Source organism: Streptosporangium sp. NPDC049376 (assembly GCF_044466505.1).
Taxonomy (GTDB): Bacteria; Actinomycetota; Actinomycetes; order Streptosporangiales; family Streptosporangiaceae; genus Streptosporangium.
This window is the reverse complement of sequence record NZ_JBITMT010000005.1, coordinates 526,115-546,275: the sequence shown is the minus strand read 5'-3', so window position 1 is coordinate 546,275 and position 20,161 is coordinate 526,115. Positions and strand designations below refer to the sequence as shown.

Annotated in this window: 18 protein-coding genes, 2 tRNA genes and 1 riboswitch; of the genes, 10 read left to right on the top strand and 10 right to left on the bottom strand. The window is 68.2% G+C overall.

Annotated features, from left to right (window positions below):
* Nucleotides 1-509: 509 nt before the first annotated feature.
* From ACIBVQ_RS18030 to ACIBVQ_RS18005, 6 genes are all read right to left on the bottom strand, one after another.
* Entirely contained in the window at nt 510-3,095 is a 2,586-nt protein-coding gene (locus ACIBVQ_RS18030) for a valine--tRNA ligase (protein WP_399178593.1), read from the bottom strand.
* A gap of 206 nt (nt 3,096-3,301) precedes the next feature.
* Nucleotides 3,302-4,582, bottom strand: coding sequence for an ATP-dependent Clp protease ATP-binding subunit ClpX (clpX, locus tag ACIBVQ_RS18025; protein WP_184724068.1), 1,281 nt, complete (start codon nt 4,580-4,582; stop codon nt 3,302-3,304).
* 192 nt (nt 4,583-4,774) lie between these two features.
* A complete protein-coding gene (locus tag ACIBVQ_RS18020) occupies nt 4,775-5,419 on the bottom strand; it encodes an ATP-dependent Clp protease proteolytic subunit (RefSeq protein WP_352010723.1) in 645 nt (214 codons plus the stop codon).
* Between the two features lie 11 nt (nt 5,420-5,430).
* The gene (locus ACIBVQ_RS18015) at nt 5,431-6,075 is read right to left on the bottom strand and encodes a ClpP family protease (RefSeq protein ID WP_386186651.1); all 645 of its coding nucleotides are present in this window, start codon (nt 6,073-6,075) and stop codon (nt 5,431-5,433) included.
* 389 nt (nt 6,076-6,464) lie between these two features.
* Entirely contained in the window at nt 6,465-7,844 is a 1,380-nt protein-coding gene (gene tig, locus ACIBVQ_RS18010; protein WP_399178590.1) for a trigger factor, read from the bottom strand.
* 208 nt (nt 7,845-8,052) lie between these two features.
* Nucleotides 8,053-8,919, bottom strand: a complete 867-nt coding sequence (locus ACIBVQ_RS18005) for a helix-turn-helix transcriptional regulator (protein WP_352010721.1) — start codon at nt 8,917-8,919, stop codon at nt 8,053-8,055.
* A gap of 243 nt (nt 8,920-9,162) precedes the next feature.
* On the opposite strand from ACIBVQ_RS18005, the gene ACIBVQ_RS18000 reads away from it, so the two are divergent.
* Nucleotides 9,163-9,672, top strand: coding sequence for an ATP-binding protein (locus ACIBVQ_RS18000; RefSeq protein WP_399178588.1), 510 nt, complete (start codon nt 9,163-9,165; stop codon nt 9,670-9,672).
* 86 nt (nt 9,673-9,758) lie between these two features.
* Here the strand turns inward: ACIBVQ_RS18000 and ACIBVQ_RS17995 are convergent.
* Nucleotides 9,759-9,832, bottom strand: a tRNA-Pro gene (locus ACIBVQ_RS17995).
* Between the two features lie 87 nt (nt 9,833-9,919).
* Between ACIBVQ_RS17995 and ACIBVQ_RS17990 the strand changes: the two genes are divergently transcribed.
* The 3 genes from ACIBVQ_RS17990 (at nt 9,920) to ACIBVQ_RS17980 (ending at nt 12,200) form a co-directional block, all read left to right on the top strand.
* Nucleotides 9,920-9,990 (top strand) — tRNA-Gly (locus ACIBVQ_RS17990).
* Nucleotides 9,991-10,302: 312 nt separating this feature from the next.
* A complete protein-coding gene (locus ACIBVQ_RS17985; protein WP_386186654.1) occupies nt 10,303-10,482 on the top strand; it encodes a hypothetical protein in 180 nt (59 codons plus the stop codon).
* On the top strand, nt 10,470-12,200 hold the full coding sequence (locus tag ACIBVQ_RS17980) for a SpoIIE family protein phosphatase (RefSeq protein ID WP_352010718.1): 1,731 nt from the start codon (nt 10,470-10,472) through the stop codon (nt 12,198-12,200). Before ACIBVQ_RS17985 ends, ACIBVQ_RS17980 begins: the two co-directional genes overlap by 13 nt.
* A gap of 1 nt (nt 12,201) precedes the next feature.
* On the opposite strand, the gene ACIBVQ_RS17975 is transcribed toward ACIBVQ_RS17980, so the two are convergent.
* The gene (locus tag ACIBVQ_RS17975; protein ID WP_399178586.1) at nt 12,202-13,419 is read right to left on the bottom strand and encodes an FAD-dependent oxidoreductase; all 1,218 of its coding nucleotides are present in this window, start codon (nt 13,417-13,419) and stop codon (nt 12,202-12,204) included.
* Between the two features lie 123 nt (nt 13,420-13,542).
* Here ACIBVQ_RS17975 and ACIBVQ_RS17970 point away from each other — a divergent pair, with 123 nt between their 5' ends.
* Nucleotides 13,543-14,115, top strand: coding sequence for a TIGR03086 family metal-binding protein (locus tag ACIBVQ_RS17970; RefSeq protein WP_399178584.1), 573 nt, complete (start codon nt 13,543-13,545; stop codon nt 14,113-14,115).
* Here ACIBVQ_RS17970 and ACIBVQ_RS17965 read toward each other — a convergent pair.
* Nucleotides 14,112-14,189 carry a 50S ribosomal protein bL37 gene (locus tag ACIBVQ_RS17965; RefSeq protein ID WP_386187638.1) on the bottom strand — a complete coding sequence of 26 codons (78 nt, stop codon included), beginning with the start codon at nt 14,187-14,189 and terminating at the stop codon, nt 14,112-14,114. The two genes, ACIBVQ_RS17970 and ACIBVQ_RS17965, sit on opposite strands and share 4 nt — an antisense overlap.
* Nucleotides 14,190-14,287: 98 nt before the next feature.
* On the opposite strand from ACIBVQ_RS17965, the gene ACIBVQ_RS17960 reads away from it, so the two are divergent.
* The 4 genes from ACIBVQ_RS17960 to ACIBVQ_RS17945 all read left to right on the top strand — a co-directional run bounded on the left by ACIBVQ_RS17960 (nt 14,288) and on the right by ACIBVQ_RS17945 (nt 18,016).
* On the top strand, nt 14,288-14,884 hold the full coding sequence (locus ACIBVQ_RS17960; RefSeq protein ID WP_352010715.1) for a metal-dependent phosphohydrolase: 597 nt from the start codon (nt 14,288-14,290) through the stop codon (nt 14,882-14,884).
* An 81-nt stretch (nt 14,885-14,965) separates the two neighbouring features.
* Nucleotides 14,966-15,754 carry a DeoR/GlpR family DNA-binding transcription regulator gene (locus ACIBVQ_RS17955; RefSeq protein WP_399178582.1) on the top strand — a complete coding sequence of 263 codons (789 nt, stop codon included), beginning with the start codon at nt 14,966-14,968 and terminating at the stop codon, nt 15,752-15,754.
* Nucleotides 15,751-16,830 (top strand): galactose-1-phosphate uridylyltransferase, encoded by a 1,080-nt coding sequence (gene galT / locus ACIBVQ_RS17950; protein WP_399178580.1) that lies wholly within the window; start codon nt 15,751-15,753, stop codon nt 16,828-16,830. Before ACIBVQ_RS17955 ends, galT begins: the two co-directional genes overlap by 4 nt.
* A gap of 71 nt (nt 16,831-16,901) precedes the next feature.
* A riboswitch (cyclic di-AMP (ydaO/yuaA leader) is annotated at nt 16,902-17,036 on the top strand.
* A 2-nt stretch (nt 17,037-17,038) separates the two neighbouring features.
* Nucleotides 17,039-18,016: a coiled-coil domain-containing protein gene (locus tag ACIBVQ_RS17945; protein WP_399178578.1), complete on the top strand. Its 978-nt coding sequence runs from the start codon at nt 17,039-17,041 to the stop codon at nt 18,014-18,016.
* Here ACIBVQ_RS17945 and ACIBVQ_RS17940 read toward each other — a convergent pair.
* Nucleotides 18,013-18,702: a winged helix-turn-helix domain-containing protein gene (locus ACIBVQ_RS17940; RefSeq protein WP_399178577.1), complete on the bottom strand. Its 690-nt coding sequence runs from the start codon at nt 18,700-18,702 to the stop codon at nt 18,013-18,015. The genes ACIBVQ_RS17945 and ACIBVQ_RS17940 overlap by 4 nt on opposite strands.
* Before the next feature lie 278 nt (nt 18,703-18,980).
* Here ACIBVQ_RS17940 and ACIBVQ_RS17935 point away from each other — a divergent pair, with 278 nt between their 5' ends.
* A complete protein-coding gene (locus ACIBVQ_RS17935) occupies nt 18,981-20,156 on the top strand; it encodes an RNA ligase RtcB family protein (protein WP_399178575.1) in 1,176 nt (391 codons plus the stop codon).
* Nucleotides 20,157-20,161 lie beyond the last annotated feature (5 nt).

The window sequence follows — 20,161 nt, the reverse complement described above, 5'->3', positions numbered from 1 at the left end:
ATGTCGCCATGTCGTGCGTTAGGACGGGTTTGTGCTTCATGCACTGGCTTTTAGCACACTGTTGAGTTCTCAAGAAACGGACGCGTTCACCGTCCGCCGCCACACCACCCGGTGCGACCACTTCAGGGGCACAAACTTCCGTGTTCCCATTCTATCATTTCCGGCCGGTCCGTGTCAACCCGCTGCCTTCGCAGCCACTCGACACCAACCCGCCAGACCCGCTAGGATCTCGCTCACCCCGTCTCCGGAGCAACCCTTCCAACTTACTCTGACATCCGGCTTCTGTCCAATCCCTCGGACAGGCTAGATCTTCAGTGATCTTTTGGAGGGGTGTGTGGGATCTCGTCCCACTTGAAGAACTCTAGCAGTCCATTCGGGCTCTCAGGACCAACTTGCCGGTAACAACTAAGTCTTCCCTGGGTCACCATGTCTCAAACGTGTGTCCGAAGCCGACACGCGAGAGCCCGGGACCACCAACCGATCCCGGGCTCTGTAATGCGATCGAGTGTTCAGCCGACAGGCAGCGCGTCGAGCTGGGCCGTCAGTCTCGCGATGTCCTGATCCGCCTGGGCGGCACGGGCACGCACCTTGGCCACCACGTCATCAGGCGCCTTCGACATGAACTGCTCGTTGCCAAGCTTGGCGGCCACCTGGGCGGCTTCCTTGCGTGCCACCGCGAGATCCTTCTCCAGACGCTTGCGCTCAGCCGCCACATCAATCGTCCCCGCGGTGTCGATCTCCACCTGGATTCCACCGACGTCGAGGCGCGCGGTCGCGGCGAAGGAGTCGGACGGCTGGTCGAGGCGGAGCAGCGACCTGATCGCCCCCTCGTGCGGGGCCAGGGCCGTACCGGTGAGGGAAAGGCGTGCCGCGACTCGCTGGCCTGGCTTGAGCCCCTGGTCGGAACGGAACCTGCGGATCTCGGTGACCAGCCCCTGGAGGGCGACGATCTCCTTCTCCGCGTCACCGTCGCGCAGCGACTCCTGAACCACGGGCCACGGGGCGACCACGATGGAGGGGGCCGCGGTCACCGCTCGCCACAGTTCCTCGGTGACGAACGGCACCAGCGGATGGAGCAGACGGAGCAGCGCGTCGAAGACGTGCCCGAGCACCAGCCGGGTGTGTTCCTGTCCCGCGGCCAGCTGGATCTTCGCCAGCTCCAGGTACCAGTCGCAGACCTCGTCCCAGGCGAAGTGGTACAGCACATCGGAGACCCTGGCGAACTCGAACTCCTCGAAGGCCGCGTCGACCGTACCGATGACCTCCTGCAGCCGAGAGAGGATCCAGCGGTCGGCCGCGGTCAGCTCCTCGACAGGAAGCTCACCGACCGTCGCGCCGTTCATGAGCGCGAAGCGGGTGGCGTTCCAGATCTTGTTGCAGAAGTTGCGGGAGCCGCCTGCCCATTCCTCGCTGATCGCCACGTCGGATCCGGGGTTGGCACCGCGCAGAAGCGTGAAACGGGTGGCGTCCGCGCCGAAGCGCTCGACCCAGTCGAGCGGGTCCACCACGTTGCCGAACGACTTGGACATCTTCTTGCCGTACTGGTCTCGGACCATCCCGTGCAACGCGACGGTGTGGAACGGAGGACGACCCTCCATCGCGTAGATGCCGAACATCATCATCCTGGCCACCCAGAAGAACAGGATGTCGTAACCGGTGACCAGGACGGAGGTCGGGTAGAACTTGGCCAGTTCGGGGGTCTTCTCCGGCCAGCCCAGGGTGGAGAACGGCCACAGTCCCGAGGAGAACCAGGTGTCGAGGACGTCGGAGTCCTGGACGTAGCCGGCGGGCGGCTCCTCATCGGGGCCGACGCAGACGACCTCACCCTCGGGGCCGTACCAGACCGGAATCCGATGTCCCCACCACAGCTGCCGTGAGATACACCAGTCGTGCATGTCGTCGACCCAGTCGAAGTAGCGCTTGGCCAGCTCCGGCGGGTGAATCCGGGTGCGTCCCTCACGGACCGCGTCGCCGGCGGCCTTCGCCAGGGGCGAGACGTTGACGAACCACTGCAGCGACAGTCTCGGCTCGACCACTGTCTTGCAGCGTGAGCAGTGACCGACCGAGTGGAGGTAGGGCCGCTTCTCCGCGACGATCCGGCCCTGCTCACGCAGGGCGGCCACGACCGCGGGCCTGGCCTCGAAGCGGTCGAGCCCCTCGAACGGACCGTGTGCGGTGATCACTCCGCGTTCGTCCATGACGATGAGAGAGGGCAGCGAGTGACGGCGGCCGATCTCGAAGTCGTTGGGGTCGTGCGCCGGAGTGACCTTGACCGCTCCGGTGCCGAAGGCGGGGTCGACGTGCTCGTCGGCCACGACCGGAATGCTGCGGCCGGTCAGCGGGAGCTCGACCTGCCTGCCGACCAGGTGCGCGTAGCGCTCGTCCTCGGGGTGCACGGCGACCGCGGTGTCACCCAGCATGGTCTCGGCGCGGGTCGTGGCGACGATGATCTCGTCCTCGCCGGAGCCGTACCGGATCGAGACGAGTTCGCCCTCGTCCTCGCTGTGCTCGACTTCGATGTCGGACAACGCCGTCAGGCAGCGCGGGCACCAGTTGATGATGCGCTCGGCGCGGTAGATGAGCCCGTCGTCGAAGAGCTTCTTGAAGATGGTCTGGACCGCGCGGGAGAGACCGGGGTCCATGGTGAAGCGCTCGCGGGACCAGTCGACGCCGTCGCCGAGCTTCCGCATCTGCCCGAGAATCCGGCCACCGGACTCTTCCTTCCACTGCCAGACGCGCTCGACGAAGGCCTCCCGGCCAAGGTCGTGGCGAGAGAGGCCCTCCTTGGCGATCTCACGCTCGACGACGTTCTGGGTGGCGATGCCCGCGTGGTCCATACCCGGCAGCCAGAGCGTCTCCTGCCCGCGCATGCGGGCGCGGCGGGTCAGCGCGTCCTGGATCGAGTGGTCGAGGGCGTGGCCGATGTGCAGGACACCGGTTACGTTCGGCGGGGGCAGGACGATGCTGTACGGCTCGCGCTCGCTGCTGGGGTCGGCGGTGAAGTACCCCTCGGACACCCAGCGCTCGTAGCTCCGGGTCTCCACGTCGGCGGGGGTGTACTGGGTAGGCAGCTCTGGCGTCGTCACGGTGTCCAATTCTAGAGACGTCCGGACGGTCGATGTCCCCGACTCGCGGCCGTCGTCAGGTGTCCGCACACCTTCCGCCCTGTCCAGACATGTCTCTCTTCGGATGGCGGCCGGACTCCAGCCACCGGAAAGACCCGGAAAGACCGTGGACACGGCGACGCCCCCGCGTAGAGGAACGCGGGGGCGTCGCCGCTTCGGATCGTCCGGCGCTGAGGTCAGGCGGACTTCTCGCGCGGCGTGCGCTGCTGCTTGTTCAGCTGGTCACGAGGCACGAGGGTCGGGTTGACGTGCTCAAGCACCGACTCTCGGGTGATGACGACGCGGGCCACATCCTGTCGGGAGGGCACCTCGTACATCACCGAAAGCAGGACCTCCTCCAGGATGGCGCGCAGGCCTCTGGCACCGGTGCCCCGCAGGATCGCCTGGTCGGCGATGGCCTCCAGGGCGTCGTCGCTGAACTCCAGCTCGACGTTGTCCAGCTCGAACAGGCGGCGGTACTGCTTGACCAGGGCGTTGCGCGGCTCGGTGAGGATCTGGATGAGCGCGTCGCGGTCAAGGTTGTGCACGCTGGTGATGACCGGGAGGCGGCCGACGAACTCGGGGATCATGCCGAACTTCAGCAGGTCCTCGGGCATGACGTCTCCGAAGATGTCGGAGGTGTCGATGTCGTCCTTGGAACGGATGATGGCGTTGAAGCCGATGCCCTTCCTGCCGACCCGGGACTCGATGATCTTCTCAAGACCCGCGAAGGCGCCACCGCAGATGAACAGCACGTTGGTGGTGTCGATCTGGATGAACTCCTGGTGGGGGTGCTTGCGCCCGCCCTGGGGCGGCACGCTCGCGGTGGTGCCCTCCAGGATCTTCAGCAGGGCCTGCTGCACGCCCTCGCCGGAGACGTCCCTGGTGATCGAGGGGTTCTCGCTCTTGCGAGCGATCTTGTCCACCTCGTCGATGTAGATGATGCCGGTCTCGGCCTTCTTGACGTCGTAGTCAGCGGCCTGGATCAGCTTGAGCAATATGTTCTCGACGTCCTCGCCCACATAGCCCGCCTCTGTCAGGGCGGTGGCGTCGGCGATGGCGAACGGCACGTTCAGCATCTTCGCCAACGTCTGGGCGAGCAGTGTCTTGCCGGAACCGGTCGGGCCCAACAGCAGAATGTTGGACTTGGACAGCTCGATGCCGTCGTCACGCCCGCGCTCGCCGGACTGCACCCGCTTGTAGTGGTTGTAGACCGCCACCGAGAGCGCCTTCTTCGCCTGGTCCTGACCGATGACGTAGGCGTCGAGGAACTCGTAGATCTCCCTCGGCTTGGGCAGACTGTCCCACTTGAGCTCGGAGGACTCGCTGAGCTCCTCTTCGATGATCTCGTTGCAGAGATCGATGCACTCATCGCAGATGTATACGCCGGGTCCGGCGATGAGCTTCTTGACTTGCTTCTGGCTCTTCCCGCAGAAAGAGCACTTCAGCAGGTCTCCCCCGTCGCCGATGCGTGCCACCCCAGATACTCCTTTGCGTGGGACCGCCCTGGCTTCGCGGTCCGTTTCTTCCGACCGGACCGATACCCGGTGCGAAAAGTCATCCCGCTCAGGTTTCGACGTTACCGTCTTCTGAGCCCTCAGTGAGCCCCCTAGCGGCGAGTCGCACCGGAAGGTGCCCAATTGGGCACCGTTCCGGTGCGATAGACCTCATTAGGAGGCTATGGCCTTGGCGAGCTTCTTGCGCGACGGGATGATGTCGTCGATCAGCCCGTACGCCTTGGCTTCCTCGGCATCGAGGATCTTGTCCCGCTCGATGTCCTTGCGGACCTCTTCGGCGCTCCTGCCCGAGTGCCTGGACAGGATCGACTCCATCTGCGTGCGCATCCGCAGGATCTCACGCGCCTGGATCTCGATGTCGCTTCCCTGGCCGCCACCCTCGGTTGAGGGCTGGTGGATCAGCATGCGGGCGTTGGGCAGGGCGAACCGCTTGCCGGGCGTGCCGCCGGCCAGCAGAATCGCCGCCGCCGAGGCGGCCTGACCGAGACAGACCGTCTGGATCTCCGGCCGGACGAACTGCATCGTGTCGTAGATCGCCATCATGGCGGTGAACGAGCCGCCCGGCGAGTTGATGTAGATGCTGATGTCGCGGTCGGGGTCGATCGACTCCAGCGTCAGCAACTGCGCCATGACGTCGTTGGCCGAGGTGTCGTCAACCTGCACGCCGAGGAAGATGATGCGGTCCTCGAAGAGCTTGTTGTACGGGCTCATCTCCTTGACGCCGTACGACGTGCGCTCGACGAAGGTAGGGATAACGTAACGGCCGTTGATGTCTCCCGGCCGGATCAACTCACTCACCTTTTGCCCCTTCAGGAGACGGCGCCCGTTGAGGGCACCTGCCGGGCGCTGCGCACGACATTGTCGATGAAGCCGTAGTCCTTGGCCTCCTCGGCCGTGAACCAGCGGTCACGGTCGGAGTCGGCCTCGATCTGGTCGAGCGGCTGACCGGTGTGGAAGGCGATGCGCTCGGCAAGGGTCTTCTTGACGTAGAGCATCTGCTCCGCCTGGATGGCGATGTCGGCGGCGGTGCCACCGATGCCCCCGGACGGCTGGTGCATCATGATGCGTGCGTGCGGGAGTGCGTAACGCTTGCCCTTCTCACCGGCGCAGAGCAGGAACTGCCCCATGGAGGCGGCCAGTCCCATCGCGACCGTGCACACATCATTGGGCACGTATTCCATCATGTCGTAAATCGCCATACCGGCGGTCACCGATCCGCCCGGCGAGTTGATGTAGAGCCAGATGTCCCTGTCGGGATCGTCCGCGGCGAGCAGCAGCAGCTCGGCACAGATTCGGTTGGCGATCTCGTCGTTGACCTGGGTGCCCAGCACGATGATGCGCTCACGCAGCAGCCGCTGATAGAGCTGGTCTTCGAGCCTGAACGAGCCGTTCTGCTGGCTCATCGACTCGGGCCCGGAGCCGGTCGGCTGGTAGAAGGTCGGCGGGCTGGTCACAGCGTCACCTTCCGATGCGTCGTAATCGATTGGCTTTGCTTGTGACCTTAACGCGCGGCGCCTACCGGACATGCCCCCTCCACGTGCTGTTCGCTGACGGCGCATGCTCCCCGCACCGTCCCACACCTCTTCGCCTGGTCCGAGCCCCTACGGCCCCGCCGCTGAATCCGCCGTGTAGGACGGCGTCCAAGGCGCAGGAAGGCCCCTGGAGGACATTCGAGGCGGTCCCCCGGACAGGGACGGCGCGCGACACGCCGGGACACCTGTGCGGGCGCTCAGCCGTACCTGACTGCCCGAATGGGGGCTTTACCGCGTGTGGGAAAGCGTGACGCCTCCCCGGTGCCCGGCACCGGGGAGGCGTCACGTAGGTCGTGGAACGGCCTTGTGGCCTACTCGGCGGCCTTGTCGGCGTCGCCCTCAGCGGGCTCCTCGACCACTTCCTGGCCGTTGATCTCGCTGTAGATGGCCTTGAGGTCGACCGTCTCGCCGGCCTCGTCGACCACCTTGGCCGCGTCACCGACGACGCTCTTGGCCTTGTCGCGGACGATCTCGACCATGGCCAGCGTGAGCTGGTCGTTGTCGGCCAGGTGCTTGGCGAGGGCGTTGGGGGCGACGTTCATCTGCATGGCGCGGCGCACCACGAAGTCGGTCAGCTCCTGCTCGCTGACGCCGAGCTCCTCGTTCTTGACGATCTTGTCGAGCACGAAGCCGGTCTTGATCGCCTTGGCGGAGCTCGTGTCGAACTCGGCGAAACGCTCTTCCTCGGTGGTCTGGTAGAGGCGGAAGTAAGCCTCCTTGCTCAGGCCACTCTCGGCGATCTGGTGCTCAAGGTTGTGCTTGCGGCTGTCGACCTCGGCCTTGAGCGCGCTCTCCGGGATCGGAATGTCGAGCTTGTCGAGGAGCGCGTCGAGGGCGTTCTCGCGCGCCTGGACGACCTGCTCGATCAGCTTGGTGCGGCGCACCTGCTCGCGGACGCTCTCCTTGAGCTCGTCGAGGGTGTCGAACTCGCTGGCCAGCTGGGCGAACTCGTCGTCGAGCTCGGGGAGGACCTTCTCCTTGACGCTCTTGATGGTGATGGTCACCACGGCCTCCTCGCCGGCGTTCTGCCCGCCGACCAGGTTGGTGGTGAACTCCTTGACGTCACCGGCGGACATGCCGACCAGCGCGTCGTCGAGGCCCTGCAGCACAGAGCCCGCGCCGACCTCGTAGGAGACGTCGCCCGCCTGCTGCTCCTCGATGTTCACACCGTCGATCGCGGCGGCCAGGTCCATCACGACGTAGTCGCCGTTGGCCGCGGCGCGCTCGACGCCGGTCAGCGTGGCGAAGCGCTGGCGCAGGCCGTCCAGCTGGGCCTCGACGTCCTCGTCCGTCACCTGGGCGACCGGGACGGTGACCTCGATGCCCTCGTAGTCGGGAACGTCGAAGTTCGGGCGGACGTCCACCTCGGCGGTGAACTCGACCTGCTCGCCGTCATCGATCTTGGTGACCTCGATGCTCGGCTGACTGACCGGGAAGATGTCGCTCTCGTCGACGGCCTGGCCGTACAGCTTCGGCACCGCGTCGTTGAGGGTCTCCTCCAGAACCACCGCGCGGCCGAAGCGCTGCTCGATGATCCGGGCCGGGACCTTGCCGGGGCGGAAGCCCGGGACGCGCACCTGCTGCGCGACCTTCTTGTACGCCGCCTGCATGCTCTCGCCGAGCTCCTCGAACGGCACCTCGACAGTGAGCTTGACCCGGGTCGGGCTGAGCTCCTCGACAGCGGTCTTCACGGGGTGGTCTCCTTGATCAAGCTTCGAGTGATCGCGGGCGCGTCAAGTCGTACGGCTACCGCGGCAAGCTCGCGCGCCGCGCCCACATGAGCGGCACCGGACACAGCCGTTCAGACATGCGATATTAGGGCATGATCAACTGTGGCGGGTGTCCAACGCCGCTGGCCAGTCTAGGGCAGAGCCGCGCCTGGGAGCGACCGGCGCTCGTTCAGTTCTCCTTGATGATTCTCCGCAGGATGTCGGTCGTCTCCCCCGGAGTGGTGCTGACCGCGCACAGCCGTTCCATGACCTCGCTGTAGCGGTCGACCTCCTCACGCTTGTCCAGGTAGAGGGCGCTGGCGAGCTGTTCGACGTAGACCACGTCGGGAAGCTCGCTGTCCTGGAAACGCAGCACGCTGAAGGCGCCGCCCTCGGCGCTGTGACCGCCGAAGCTGAACGGCATGACCTGAATCGTGATATTGGGCTGGCGCATGAGGTCGAGCAGGTGCTCCAGCTGTGCGCGGGACACCTCGGCGCCACCGATGGGGCGACGCAGCGCGGCCTCGTCGATGACGGCCCAGAAGAACGGGCCGTCCGGGCGTTCGAGCACCCGCTGGCGCTGCATCCGCAGGTCGACGCGGCGCGCGATCTCCTCGGGGGAGATGCCCGCGCTGCCCGCGGTGATGACCGCCCGGGCGTACTCCTTGGTCTGGAGCAGGCCCGGCACGAACTGCACCTCGTAGGTGCGGATGCGGGAGGCCGCCTCCTCAAGGCCGACGTAGGTCTGGAACCACGAAGGGAGCAGGTCGTTGAAGCGGTGCCACCAGCCGGGCTCGTTGGCCTTGAGCAGCAGCTCCATGACGGCCGCCCTGGCTTCCTCCTCCTCGACACCGTAGAAGGTGAGCAGGTCGGCGACGTCGCGTTCCCGCAGGCCGACCCTGCCGAGCTCCATTCTGCTGATCTTGGACTCCGACCCCCTGATGAGGTGCCCGGCCTCCTCACGCGACAGGCCCTTGGCCTCGCGCAGCCGGCGCAACTGGGAGCCCAGGAGAATCCGCAGAGCCGTGGGACCCGAGCCCGGTTGAACCTGCGTCACTTCGCCTCCCTATTCAGTTGGGCCAGCGCACACAGTGTCACCACTTCCAGGCGCAATGACAAGGTCCCAACTCCGTGTCCGGTCCGACAACCTCTTCTACTGTTCGCCCATGCGCCTGCACGATGCAACTGCACGTGCATTTGGGTCTTGCAGCGGGCGTTCCGGTGACCCATGATGGCCTAGTGCATATTGGGCTTATGGTGCACAAGCTCTGAAAACTCACAACCAGCGCGGAGACTCACGATGAGAGCGGGAGATACCGGCAGGATGGTGGAGGAGCCGAAATCGGCTGCCGGCTACCTGCAGGCGACTCGCGAGGTGAGCTTCGACGACCTGCTCGCGGCCGGGCACTCCGACGCCACGGCGTGCCCGCTTCCCCACCAGGCGGACTCGGTGAAGACCGCCCGCGAGGTGACGAGGTCGAAGCTGCGGGAGTGGGGCCTGTCGGAGCTGAGCGACGACGCGGCCCTGGTGGTCTCCGAGCTCGTGACGAACGCGGTGCGCTACGCGCTGCGTCCACCGAGCACGATGGAGGCCAACCCGATCACCCTCGTGCTGCTGCACCTGTCTCCCCACGTGCTGCTGGCCGTCGCCGATCCCAGTGACGAGGTCCCCACCCCCAAGGAGCCGGACTTCATCTCGGAGAACGGCCGCGGCCTCTACATCGTGGAGACCTACAGCAAGTGCTGGGGCTGGGACCACCTCAACCGCGGCGGCAAGGCCGTCTGGGCGCTCTTCAGCGGGACGCACTGACCCACCCGACAGAGTCGGATGAGCCAGGCGAACCAGATGAAAAGGCCGACCCAGATCGAATCCGATCGGATCGGCCCCCACCAGCGTCGGGGTGACAGGATTTGAACCTGCGGCCCCCTGCTCCCAAAGCAGGTGCGCTACCAAACTGCGCCACACCCCGTACGTCGGTGCGCGCTCGCTCCGGATCTCCGGTACGATTACGCCCTGACGACCGGATGAAGTCTAGACCAGACTGACACCGGCTCGCGCGGACGTAGCTCAATGGTAGAGCCCCAGTCTTCCAAACTGGCTACGCGGGTTCGATTCCCGTCGTCCGCTCAGATGGCGAAGGGCCAGGTCACCTCCATGGTGTCCTGGCCCTTCCGCTATCGGGAACCGTCCGATCCTCTGTGGCCGTTCTCACGCTCCCGATCTTTCGTCCGGCCGTGTCGCGAAGGATGACCATCCGTCCGGCGGGGAACGGTCCGCACTACGGAGGACGGCCTCGTACGGCACGGACGTCGCGCGAGGCCCGGGACCGGCCGCACCGGATTGGGGACTCGACGGCCATCGGGTTTACGCTGCGGAGAAATATCGGGAAATCTGCGCCAAATGCGGATACGGGATATAGATCGTTCTTTACGATTCTCCATGAGCGGCAGTCAAGTCACCGGAGGGAACGTGGCGGGGTTCGAGGGCGTCATGATCGGCCGCGCGGGCGGTCACCCCGGCGGACCGGGTCCGGTGACCCCTCGCTGCGGCGCCCGCGGGGCCGCCGGAGTCCCGGCGCACAGCGGGAGGCTGGGCACGGAGCTGCGGTGGAACGGGTGAACCGCCGTTTCGTCGCCAAGGATCCGGCGTCGTCGACCCCCAGGATGAGCAGCCCGGCGACCATGCACGAGCAGCTCTCCCTGCTCAACGCGGCCAGCAAGCGGATCGGCAGCACGCTGGACATGTTCGAGACCGGCAGGGAGCTGATGAACGTCGCTGTGCCGCGCTTCGCGGACGCGGCGGGCATCCTGGTCCAGGACAGACTGCTGACCGAGGGAGAGTTCGCCCAGCGCAGCATCGACGGCTCGGCGCTCGTACGGCGGATCGCCGTCGGGGTCTCCAGCACGACCCCGGACGAGTACGCCGAGGCCTTCCCGGTGGACGAGGTCACCAGCTACGCGGCGTGGACGCCGTACGCCAGGTGCATGGCCACCGGAAACCCGATCCTCTACCCCCGCCTCGGACGCAGGACCTCGGAGGAGATCGGGCGCTCCTCCAAGCGTGACTCGGTCGCCCGGGTCCTGGAGGAGAGCTCCTTCCTGGCCGTGCCGCTGAAGGCGCGGGGCCGGGTGCTCGGCTTCGTCATCTTCACCCGCAGGCCGGACAGCGAGCCCTTCGACGAGCAGGACGTCAACCTGGCCGAGGAACTGGCCGCCAGGACCGCGGTCTGCCTCGACAACGCCCGGCTCTACAACCGCGAACGCCGTACCGCGCTGACCCTGCAGAGCAGTCTGCTGCCCGCCGACCTCTACCAGCCGCTCGGTCTGACGATCGCCTCCCGCTACCTGCCCGCCAGCGACCTGGTCGGGGTCGGCGGCGACTGGTACGACGTGATCCCGCTGCCCGGCTGCCGGGTCGCCCTCGTCGTCGGCGACGTGATGGGACACGGCATCAGGGCCGCCGCGACGATGGGCCAGCTGCGCACCGCCGCCCGTACGCTGGCCAGTCTCGACCTGTGCCCCTCCGAAGTGCTCTTCCGGCTCAACCGGATGAGCCAGGACCTGGACACCACCCAGATCGCGACCTGCCTCTACGCCACCTACGACCCGGTCACCCGGGCCTGCGCGATCTCCTGCGCCGGCCACGTCCCACCCGTCCTCGTACGGCCGGGCGGCGAGACCGAGCTGCTCGAACTGCCCGCCGGTCTGCCCCTGGGCATCGGCAACGAGCCCTTCGAACGGCGTGAGCTGGTGCTGCCGCACGACTCGATCCTCGCCTTCTACACCGACGGCCTGGTCGAGAGCCGTGACCGGGACATCGACGAGGGCATCGGCATGCTGCGCGACCTGCTCACCGGCGGGCGTCACGATCTTGAGGAGCTCTGCGACCTCACGATCGGCGCGCAGCGTCCCGGGCACGAGCGCGACGACATCGCGCTCCTGCTCGCCAGGGTGCGCGAGCTGGACGAGGACGACGTCGTCGACCTCCTGTTGCCCCCCGACCCCCGCTCCGCGGGGCAGGCCCGTGCCTTCGTGCGCGCCACCCTCGCCGAGTGGCGGCTTGAGGCGATCGTCGACAACGTCGAGCTCATGGTCAGCGAGCTGGTCGCCAACGCCGTCGAGCACGGTTCGGGAAGCGTCGGGCTGCGCATGCTGCGCGGCCCGACGCTGGTGTGCGAGGTGAGCGACCGCTCCACCGTGCTGCCGTCGATGCGGGACGCGGGCAGTGACGACGACACCGGCCGCGGCCTCCACCTCGTCAACTGGCTCGCCCACCGCTGGGGCTCCCGGACGACCGCCAAGGGGAAGGTTGTCTGGGTCGAGCAGCGCCTGCCGTAGGTTAGGACAGGGCTTTTCTCCTGAGGGAGGGCATGCGCCCGGCCAGCCTGAGCGCGCCCCTGAAGGCCACCCTGGCCAGGCGGCTGTCGTCGACGAACTGCCTGGCGGCCCTGAGCGACCTGCGCACGGCGGCGAAGCCGTACTCGCGCATCTCGGTCTCGTAGCCGGCGATGGCCGTGACGGAGTCCGTTCCGTCGCGCAGGGCGCGGGTGAGCAGGCAGGCGTCACGCAGGGCGGCGTTCGCCCCGATCCCCCGCATCGGGGTCATGCTGTGCACCGCGTCGCCGAGCAGGGTGATGTTCGTCGCGGGCCAGGGATCGACGGGGACCGCGGTGCGGATCGGCAGCAGGGAGACGCTCTCGGGGGCCGAGGCGGTGACCAGCCTTCGCAGGTCGGGGTGCCAGGTGGCGACCAGCCCGGCGACGGTGTCCCTGAGTTCCTGACCGTTCATGCCGGACAGTCCGGTGGGGAGGCGTCCCGCCGAGGCGCCGAAGACCCACATGACGTAGTCGCCCGCTCCGTCGCCTCCGGCGTCCCGCTGTCCGAACTCCTGCGGCGCGGTGAACATGCCGCACCCCCTCGGCGGGATGATCATGTTGGGGCCCCGCCACAACCGGGGGGCGACCTGGGCGCGTGTCTCGCCGGTGAGCGGGAACCTGCCCGCGACCGTGAGGATGCCGGTGTCGATCCGCCGGGCGTGCGGGAGGTACTGCTTTCTGACCCGGGAGTTGCCCCCGTCCGCGGCGACCACGACGTCCGCGTTCTCGGTGGTCCCGTCGGCGAAGTGCAGGGTCACGGTCCCGTCCGGTTCACGGGTGTAGCGCTCGTAGGTCCTGTCGAACCGTACGACGTCGGACAGGCCGGTCAGCAGCAGTTCCCTGAGCGTGGCCCGGCTGATGGAGTGGTGGTTGTCCAGCGGGTCCGGCCCGCGCGGGGTCTCCATCACCATCAGGGGGTTCATCCTCTCGGTGAGGAAGCCGAAGTCCCGCCCGCTCCCTGAGGCCGACGCCAGGAACGTCTCCCATAACTCCGGAGGCAGACACTCGTTGAGCGCGCGGGCCCCCGTCGGGTCGATGTGGATGCGGTAGCCCTGGAGCCGGTCGCCGGGAGTACGGTCACGCTCGTAGACCGTCACCTCCACGCCCGCCCGGCGCAGCCCCTGCGCCAGGCACAGCCCCCCGAGGCCGCCACCGATGATCGCCACTCGCGAGTTCGTCATACCTCACTATCGGCCATCGTGAGGCTCGTCGAGCGAGTCCGTCACACCCCGGTGTCATGCCCGACAAGCGCGATGACTACTGGCCTCCCAGGAGTTACGGTCGAAATGAGGAGCTGGGAGGGCATGATGATCACCGACGTACGCGAGGCCTACCGCCGCGCGCTGGACGACTTCGGCGCTCTCGTTCACAGGATCACCCCGGAGCAGTGGCACAACCGGACTCCCTGTGTCGACTGGGACGTGCGGGATCTGGTCGAGCATGTGGTGGGCGAGAACCTGTGGGCTCCGGAACTGCTCGGCGGGCGGACCGCCGCCGAGGTCGGGGACGACTTCGACGGCGACCTGCTCGGCGACGACCCGTTGAAGGCGTTCGACACCTCCGCCACCGCCGCCGTGCAGGCCGCCTACGGGGAGGGGGCGCTGACCCGCCTGGCCAGACTCTCCTTCGGGGACGTGCCCGGCGGGGAGTACGTCACCGAGTTGTTCGCCGACGTCCTGATCCACACCTGGGACCTGGCCAGGGCGATCGGCGCCGACGAACAGCTCGATCCCGAGTTGGTCGAGGCCTGCGCGGCGTGGGTCGCGGGCGCCGAGGCCGGTTACCGGCAGGCGGGGGTCATCGGGGCACAGCAGCCGATCGCCTCCGGCACCGACGCCCAGACCCGGCTGCTCGCCTCCTGGGGACGACGCGGCTAACGCGACGTCGGGCGTCTTCCGTGGTTGGCCTTGTTCCGTTTACGGGCCCGGTTCTTACGCGCTCGTTTGCCCACGCGGCCTCCTTCCGTGAACCCCGCCGGGTGCGGGATCCGCCTCTTACGTTCCTCCCGGGGCACCCGCCGTACAAGAGGGCGGATCTAGGCTGCCTCGCATGAGCGAGAAGCTGATGGAGCGCTGGCGCCTCCTGGCCGGAACCGAGGCCGACCGGCTCGGCGCGGACCTGCTGTCCCGGTACGGCGAGCCACACCGCAAATACCACACAACCGCACATCTGACGGCCGTACTCGACCACGTCGACGCGCTCGCCGGCAGTGCCGCCGACCCGGACCTGGTACGGCTCGCGGCCTGGTTCCACGACGCCGTCTACGACCCCCGGCGCAGCGACAACGAGGAGCGCAGCGCCAGGCTCGCCGAGCGGGCGCTGCCCGAGCTCGGGATGTCACCGGAGGCTGTCGGGACGGTCGCGCGGCTGGTCAGGCTCACGATCACACACGCCCCCGAGCCAGGGGACGCCGACGGGGCCGTGCTGTGCGACGCCGACCTGGCGATCCTCGCCTCCTCTCCTCAGGAGTACGCCGTCTACGCGGCGGCGGTGCGGGAGGAGTACTTCTTCGTCCCCGACGAGCTCTTCAGGCAGGGCAGGGCCGCGGTGCTGCGCTCGCTGCTCGACCTTCCCGTGATCTTCCACGTCGCGGACCTTGAGACGCGGGCGCGGGCCAACATCCATGCCGAGCTTGAGCGACTGTGAGCACTTAACCCCCATAATCCAACATTCACCCCTGTGAGTCTGTGGTAATTTGCTGGAGTCTGGTGGATTAAGGAGGGATCGATGCTCGCCCAGCAGCGGCAGCAGGTGATTCTCGAACGGGTGCGCGGCAGTGGCGGGGTCAGGGTCGCCGACCTGGTCCGCGAGTTCGGTGTCTCCGACATGACGATCCGCAGGGACCTTGAGGCGCTGGCGGAGCGCGGTCTCGTGGAGAAGGTCCACGGTGGGGCGACGGCCACGGGACCCGGCTCGACCGAGGAGCCCGGGTTCACCGCCAAGTCCGCGCGTCAGCAGTCGGAGAAGGAGGCGATCGCCAGGCACGCCGCCGGGCTCGTCAGGCCGGGCACGGCGATAGCGCTCTCCGCGGGTACCACCACCTGGACGCTCGCCCACTTCGTGACCGACGTGCCAGAGCTGACGGTGATCACCAACTCGATCCGGATCGCCGAGGTCTTCCACCGCGCACCGCGCGCCGACCGCACCGTGGTGCTGACCGGCGGGGTGCGCACCCCCTCGGACGCGCTGGTCGGCCCGGTGGCCGTCGCGGCCATCAGAGGGCTGCACGTGGACACCCTGTTCCTCGGCGTGCACGGGATGAGCGCCCGCGCCGGGTTCACCACCCCCAACCTGCTCGAAGCGGAGACGGACCGGGCGCTCGTGGCCTCGGCGCACCGCCTGGTCGTGCCCGCCGACCACACCAAGTGGGGGACGGTCGGGATCAGCACGATCGCCGAGCTGTCCGAGGCCCACGTCCTGATCACGGACTCCGGGCTCGGGCGGGAGGCTCGCGAGGAACTCGCCGCCAGGGTCGGTGAGCTGGTCGTCGCCGGGGACGGGATCCGCGACCGATGAGGCGCACCGCGACCCACCTGGCCGACGGCCGCGAGCTGTTCTACTTCGACCTGCGGGACGACGCGGAGCGCGGCGCGGTCGACACGCGCGACCTGCCGCCCAGGCCCGCCGCCTCCGAGCTGCGCTACGACCCGCTCACCGAGGAGTGGGTCGCGGTCGCCGGGCACCGGCAGGGCCGTACGTTCCTGCCGCCCGCCGACGAGTGCCCGCTGTGCCCGTCGGCGCCCGGCCGTCCGACCGAGATCCCCTCCCCCACCTACGACGTGGCCGTCTTCGAGAACCGCTTCCCGTCCTTCTCCACCAACCTGGGCGCCTACCCGCAGGTCGGCGGCCTGAGTGAGGTACGGCCCGGCGTCGGCAGGTGCGAGGTCGTCTGCTTCACCTCCGAGCACGACTCCTCCTTCTCCATGCTTTCTCCCGAGCGGGTCGAGCTGGTGATGGAGGCGTGGATCGACCGCACCGTCGCGCTCTCCGCGATGCCCGGGGTCGAGCAGGTGTTCTGCTTCGAGAACCGCGGCCCGGAGATCGGCATCACCCTGCCCCATCCGCACGGCCAGATCTACGCCTATCCCTACGTGACCCCGCGTACCCGGACCCTGCTCGGCGCGGCGCGGCGGCACAGGGAGCGCACCGGTGGCGACCTCTTCGCCGACGTGCTCGCGGCCGAACGGGAGGCCGCCGAGCGTGTGGTCGCGGCCAACGAGCACTGGACGGCGTTCGTGCCCGCCGCGGCCCGCTGGCCGGTCGAGGTCCATCTCTACCCGCACCGCGGGGTTCCCGGCCTCGACGGACTCGACCCCGCCGAGCGCGCGGCGTTCGGACCGCTCTACACCGAGGTGCTGCACCGCCTGGACGGGCTGTTCGGGGTGCCCATGCCGTACGTCTCGGCCTGGCACCAGGCACCGGTGCGGGTGGACAGGGACCTGGCGTACACGCATCTTGAGCTGTTCAGCATCCGCCGGGCGCCGGACAAGCTCAAGTATCTCGCCGGGTCCGAGTCGGCCATGGGGGCCTTCGTGAACGACGTTCCGCCTGAGGAGACAGCTCGGCGCCTGCGCGCCGTTGTCACGGAATGATCACCGATCGGTCTCGACTCGGGGTCGCGCGGTCACCTTTTTACCATTACTATCCTCACGCATCGGACAAACAGCACGATATGCCTAATCTCAGGTGCCTCACCTGAGAGCCGGGGACCCATGCATCTGGGGTGAACCACTTCGGTGGAAGGGCTTCCTCCAGCCCGAACCCGTCAGCTAACCCGGTCGGCGTGAGGAGAGGAGAGCTGTGACGGCTCTGTCCCCCGCTTTCCATCGACGTACGGCCGCCGCCTGCCTGGCCTCGGCCCTCACCTTCGCCTTCGTCCTCGGCGGCACGGAAACGGCGGGCGCCGCGCCGAAGCCCGACGAGTCCCGGCTCCGCGCCGAACTGACCCAGCTCAACAAGAAAGTCGACCGGCTCATCGAGGCGTACGCCGCCAAACGGGAGTCGCTGAAGAAGGCGCAGGAGGCGGAGAAGGTCGCGCAGGCCGACCTGCGCCAGGCGGAAGCGGCCTACGCCGAGGCGGGCAGGGAGGTCGCCTCCATCGTCCAGATCCGTTACCAGAACGGCCCCCTCGACCTTCCCTCGATCCTGTCGGCCCCCGAGGTGGGCGGCGCGGCCGTCATGGAACAGCTGACCGCCCAGCAGATCGCCCAGCTGCAGGGCTTCGCCCGGAGCCGGGATCTCATGAAACAGGCCGCGGACAGGACGGCCCAGCTCTCCAGGCAGATCGAGCAGGAGGCCAAGGCGGTGCAGGTTCAGCGTGAGGACGCGGAGAAGGTCATCCGCGTGATCGAGGACAAGCTCGAACAGCTCGTTCCCACAGGCTCGGGGCGCCGCTCCGACGGCAGCTGGGCGCCCCAGCTGCCCACCGGGTCCGACAACATCACCGACCGCACGCGGATCATGCGCGAGGCCGTCGGACAGGCCTTCCAGCTGCCCCACGAGGTGGGCTGCTACCGATCGGCGAACGACGGGGGCGAGCACCCCCTCGGCCGTGCCTGCGACTTCATGATGAGCACCGGCGGGTCCATGCCCACCGCGGCCAACGTCAAGCTCGGCGACGAGCTCGCCGCCTGGGCCCTGAAGAACAGGGACAGGCTCGGCGTCAAGTACGTCATCTGGCGTCAGCGCATCAACACCGGTTCCGGCTGGCGTGCCATGTCCAACCGGGGCGGTGTGACCGCCAACCACTACGACCACGTGCACATCTCGATGTACTAGAGAAGGTCGGACCCCGCGGCGGTGCGCTCGATCGAGCCGGCCACCCTGGACCTGGTCGAGTGGATCCGAGCCACCGGCTGGACCGCGCTCACAAACGTGGCTGGTTCCTGAGCCTCCGGCCGCCATCGTGCCCACGGTCTCGGCTCTCTGGGCGCGGCAACGCATCCGCCAACGGTTGAAGTGGTCACGAAGCTCCCGGGGCGTGCCCGAGGCCGACACCGGCACACTGGTCGTCGAGAGGCCGCCGGTCGACGGCGAGGTAAAGATCCACGTCCAGGAGGCCCCGGGGCGGCCTCAGGTTCTGCCCGCACTCGTCTTCCCAGCACAGCCGGGCGCCCAGGTCGAGCGCCGCCCTTTATCGCCGGCCACTCCTCGACGACCCACGAGGTGATCCCCCCCTCGCCGCGCTCAACAGCCCGCTGCGCAGGGATCTGCGGACTCCAGCCCAGGCGGTGCAGCAGACACGACACCCCACGCAAGGTGTGGCGGACGTGAAACAACACCGCGATCGGGCCGGCGTCCAGCGCTGGTCCTCCACATATCCGTGCGCGGCCGGACCACGCTCCAACCCGGCCCGCAGCCGCTGCAGGCGCCGCTCGTCCAGCCGGCACCTCTCCCCGCCCGGCCCCTTGGAGGCCAACGCCTCCATGCCACCTCCCTGCCAGGTGTGATTCACCGACCAGCATTCACACAGTCAGAAAAAGACTTTCCGCCACTACCGATCGCCCTGCTCATCCGGGCTTCGATGAAGGCGCCGGCCTCGTGCTTCCCGTACGCCGGCCGGGTCGCGAGACGGCGGTGGGCGCAAAACCGTTTGCCCTCGCGTGGCGGGCTCAGGGAACGTGGTGTTCATGGCGCCGTGTCCATGACGCTCTGACGGACAGCGCCCCGCCACTCCGAGACGCCACGGCGTCAACGCGCCCCGCGGCGCTGTCAGCCTGCCCCTTTAAGGGAAGAGAACCTTTTGTCGCAACAACGCCCCCCTCTGCCGTCCACGGCCGCAGGCCCGGCCACCGTCGCCGTGTTCGCCTCCCCTGAGAGCTGGATCGAGTCCGACGCCCTCACGCAGTGCCACCAGGTGGCCGTCCTCGACGGCATGACGCACGTCGCCGCCATGCCGGACCTGCACCCCGGCAAGGGCGCCCCCATCGGCGCCGCCATGGCGTCGACCGTGCTGTACCCGTTCCTGGTGGGCTCCGACATCGGCTGCGGCATCGCCGTGTTCCCCATGAAGCTCAAGCGCGCCGTGCCCGAGAAGCTCGCCGCCCGCTTCCCCGACCTCGATCGCGCACTGGACCCCGAGCACGACGCCGACGATCCGGCCTGGGCCGTCGTGGAGGGCGACATCCCCGCCGGTCACGTCGAGGGCCTCGGGACGGTCGGCCGGGGCAACCATTTCGTCGAGCTGGCCCGGATCGGGACCGTCTTCGACCCGGGCCACGCGAGCCGTCTCGGGCTCGCCGCGGGCGACCTCGTCCTCGTCGTCCACAGCGGTTCCCGGGGGCTGGGCGAACGGATCCTGCGGGAGCACACCGCGGTCCACGGCGCGGGCCCCGCCCCTGATCCCGGCGCCTACCTGGCGATGCACGACGACGCCGTACGCTGGGGATCGCTCAACCGGCGGTTGCTGGCGGCCCGGGTCGCCCACGCTCTGGGGGCCGAGCCCGCCGAGCCGTTCCTCGACCAGTGCCACAACCTGGTCGAGGTCCGCGACGGGGTCTACCTGCACCGCAAGGGGGCGGCACCGGGTGACGGCCGTGACGTGCTCATCGCCGGGACGCGAGGCACCCCCTCCTATCTCGTGGCCGCCCACGCCGGGCCGGACGCCAACCATTCCGTCGCGCACGGCGCGGGCCGCAAGATGTCGCGTGCGGACGCCCTGCGCCGGGGCCGGGCCAAGCACACGGTCGAGGAGCTGCGCCGCACGCCGGTGGGCTCGCTGGTGGTGTGCGGAGACCGTCAGCTCCTCTTCGAGGAGGCGCCGACGGCTTACAAGCGCATCGAGCAGGTGATCGCCGACCTCGTCGGCCACGGCCTGGCCACGCCCGTGGCCACCACGGTCCCCCTGGTCACCTACAAGACACCCGACCTCGGGTCCGCGCCCCAGCGGGACCAGCGCCGCAGGCGAGGCCGGCGGTGAGGCCG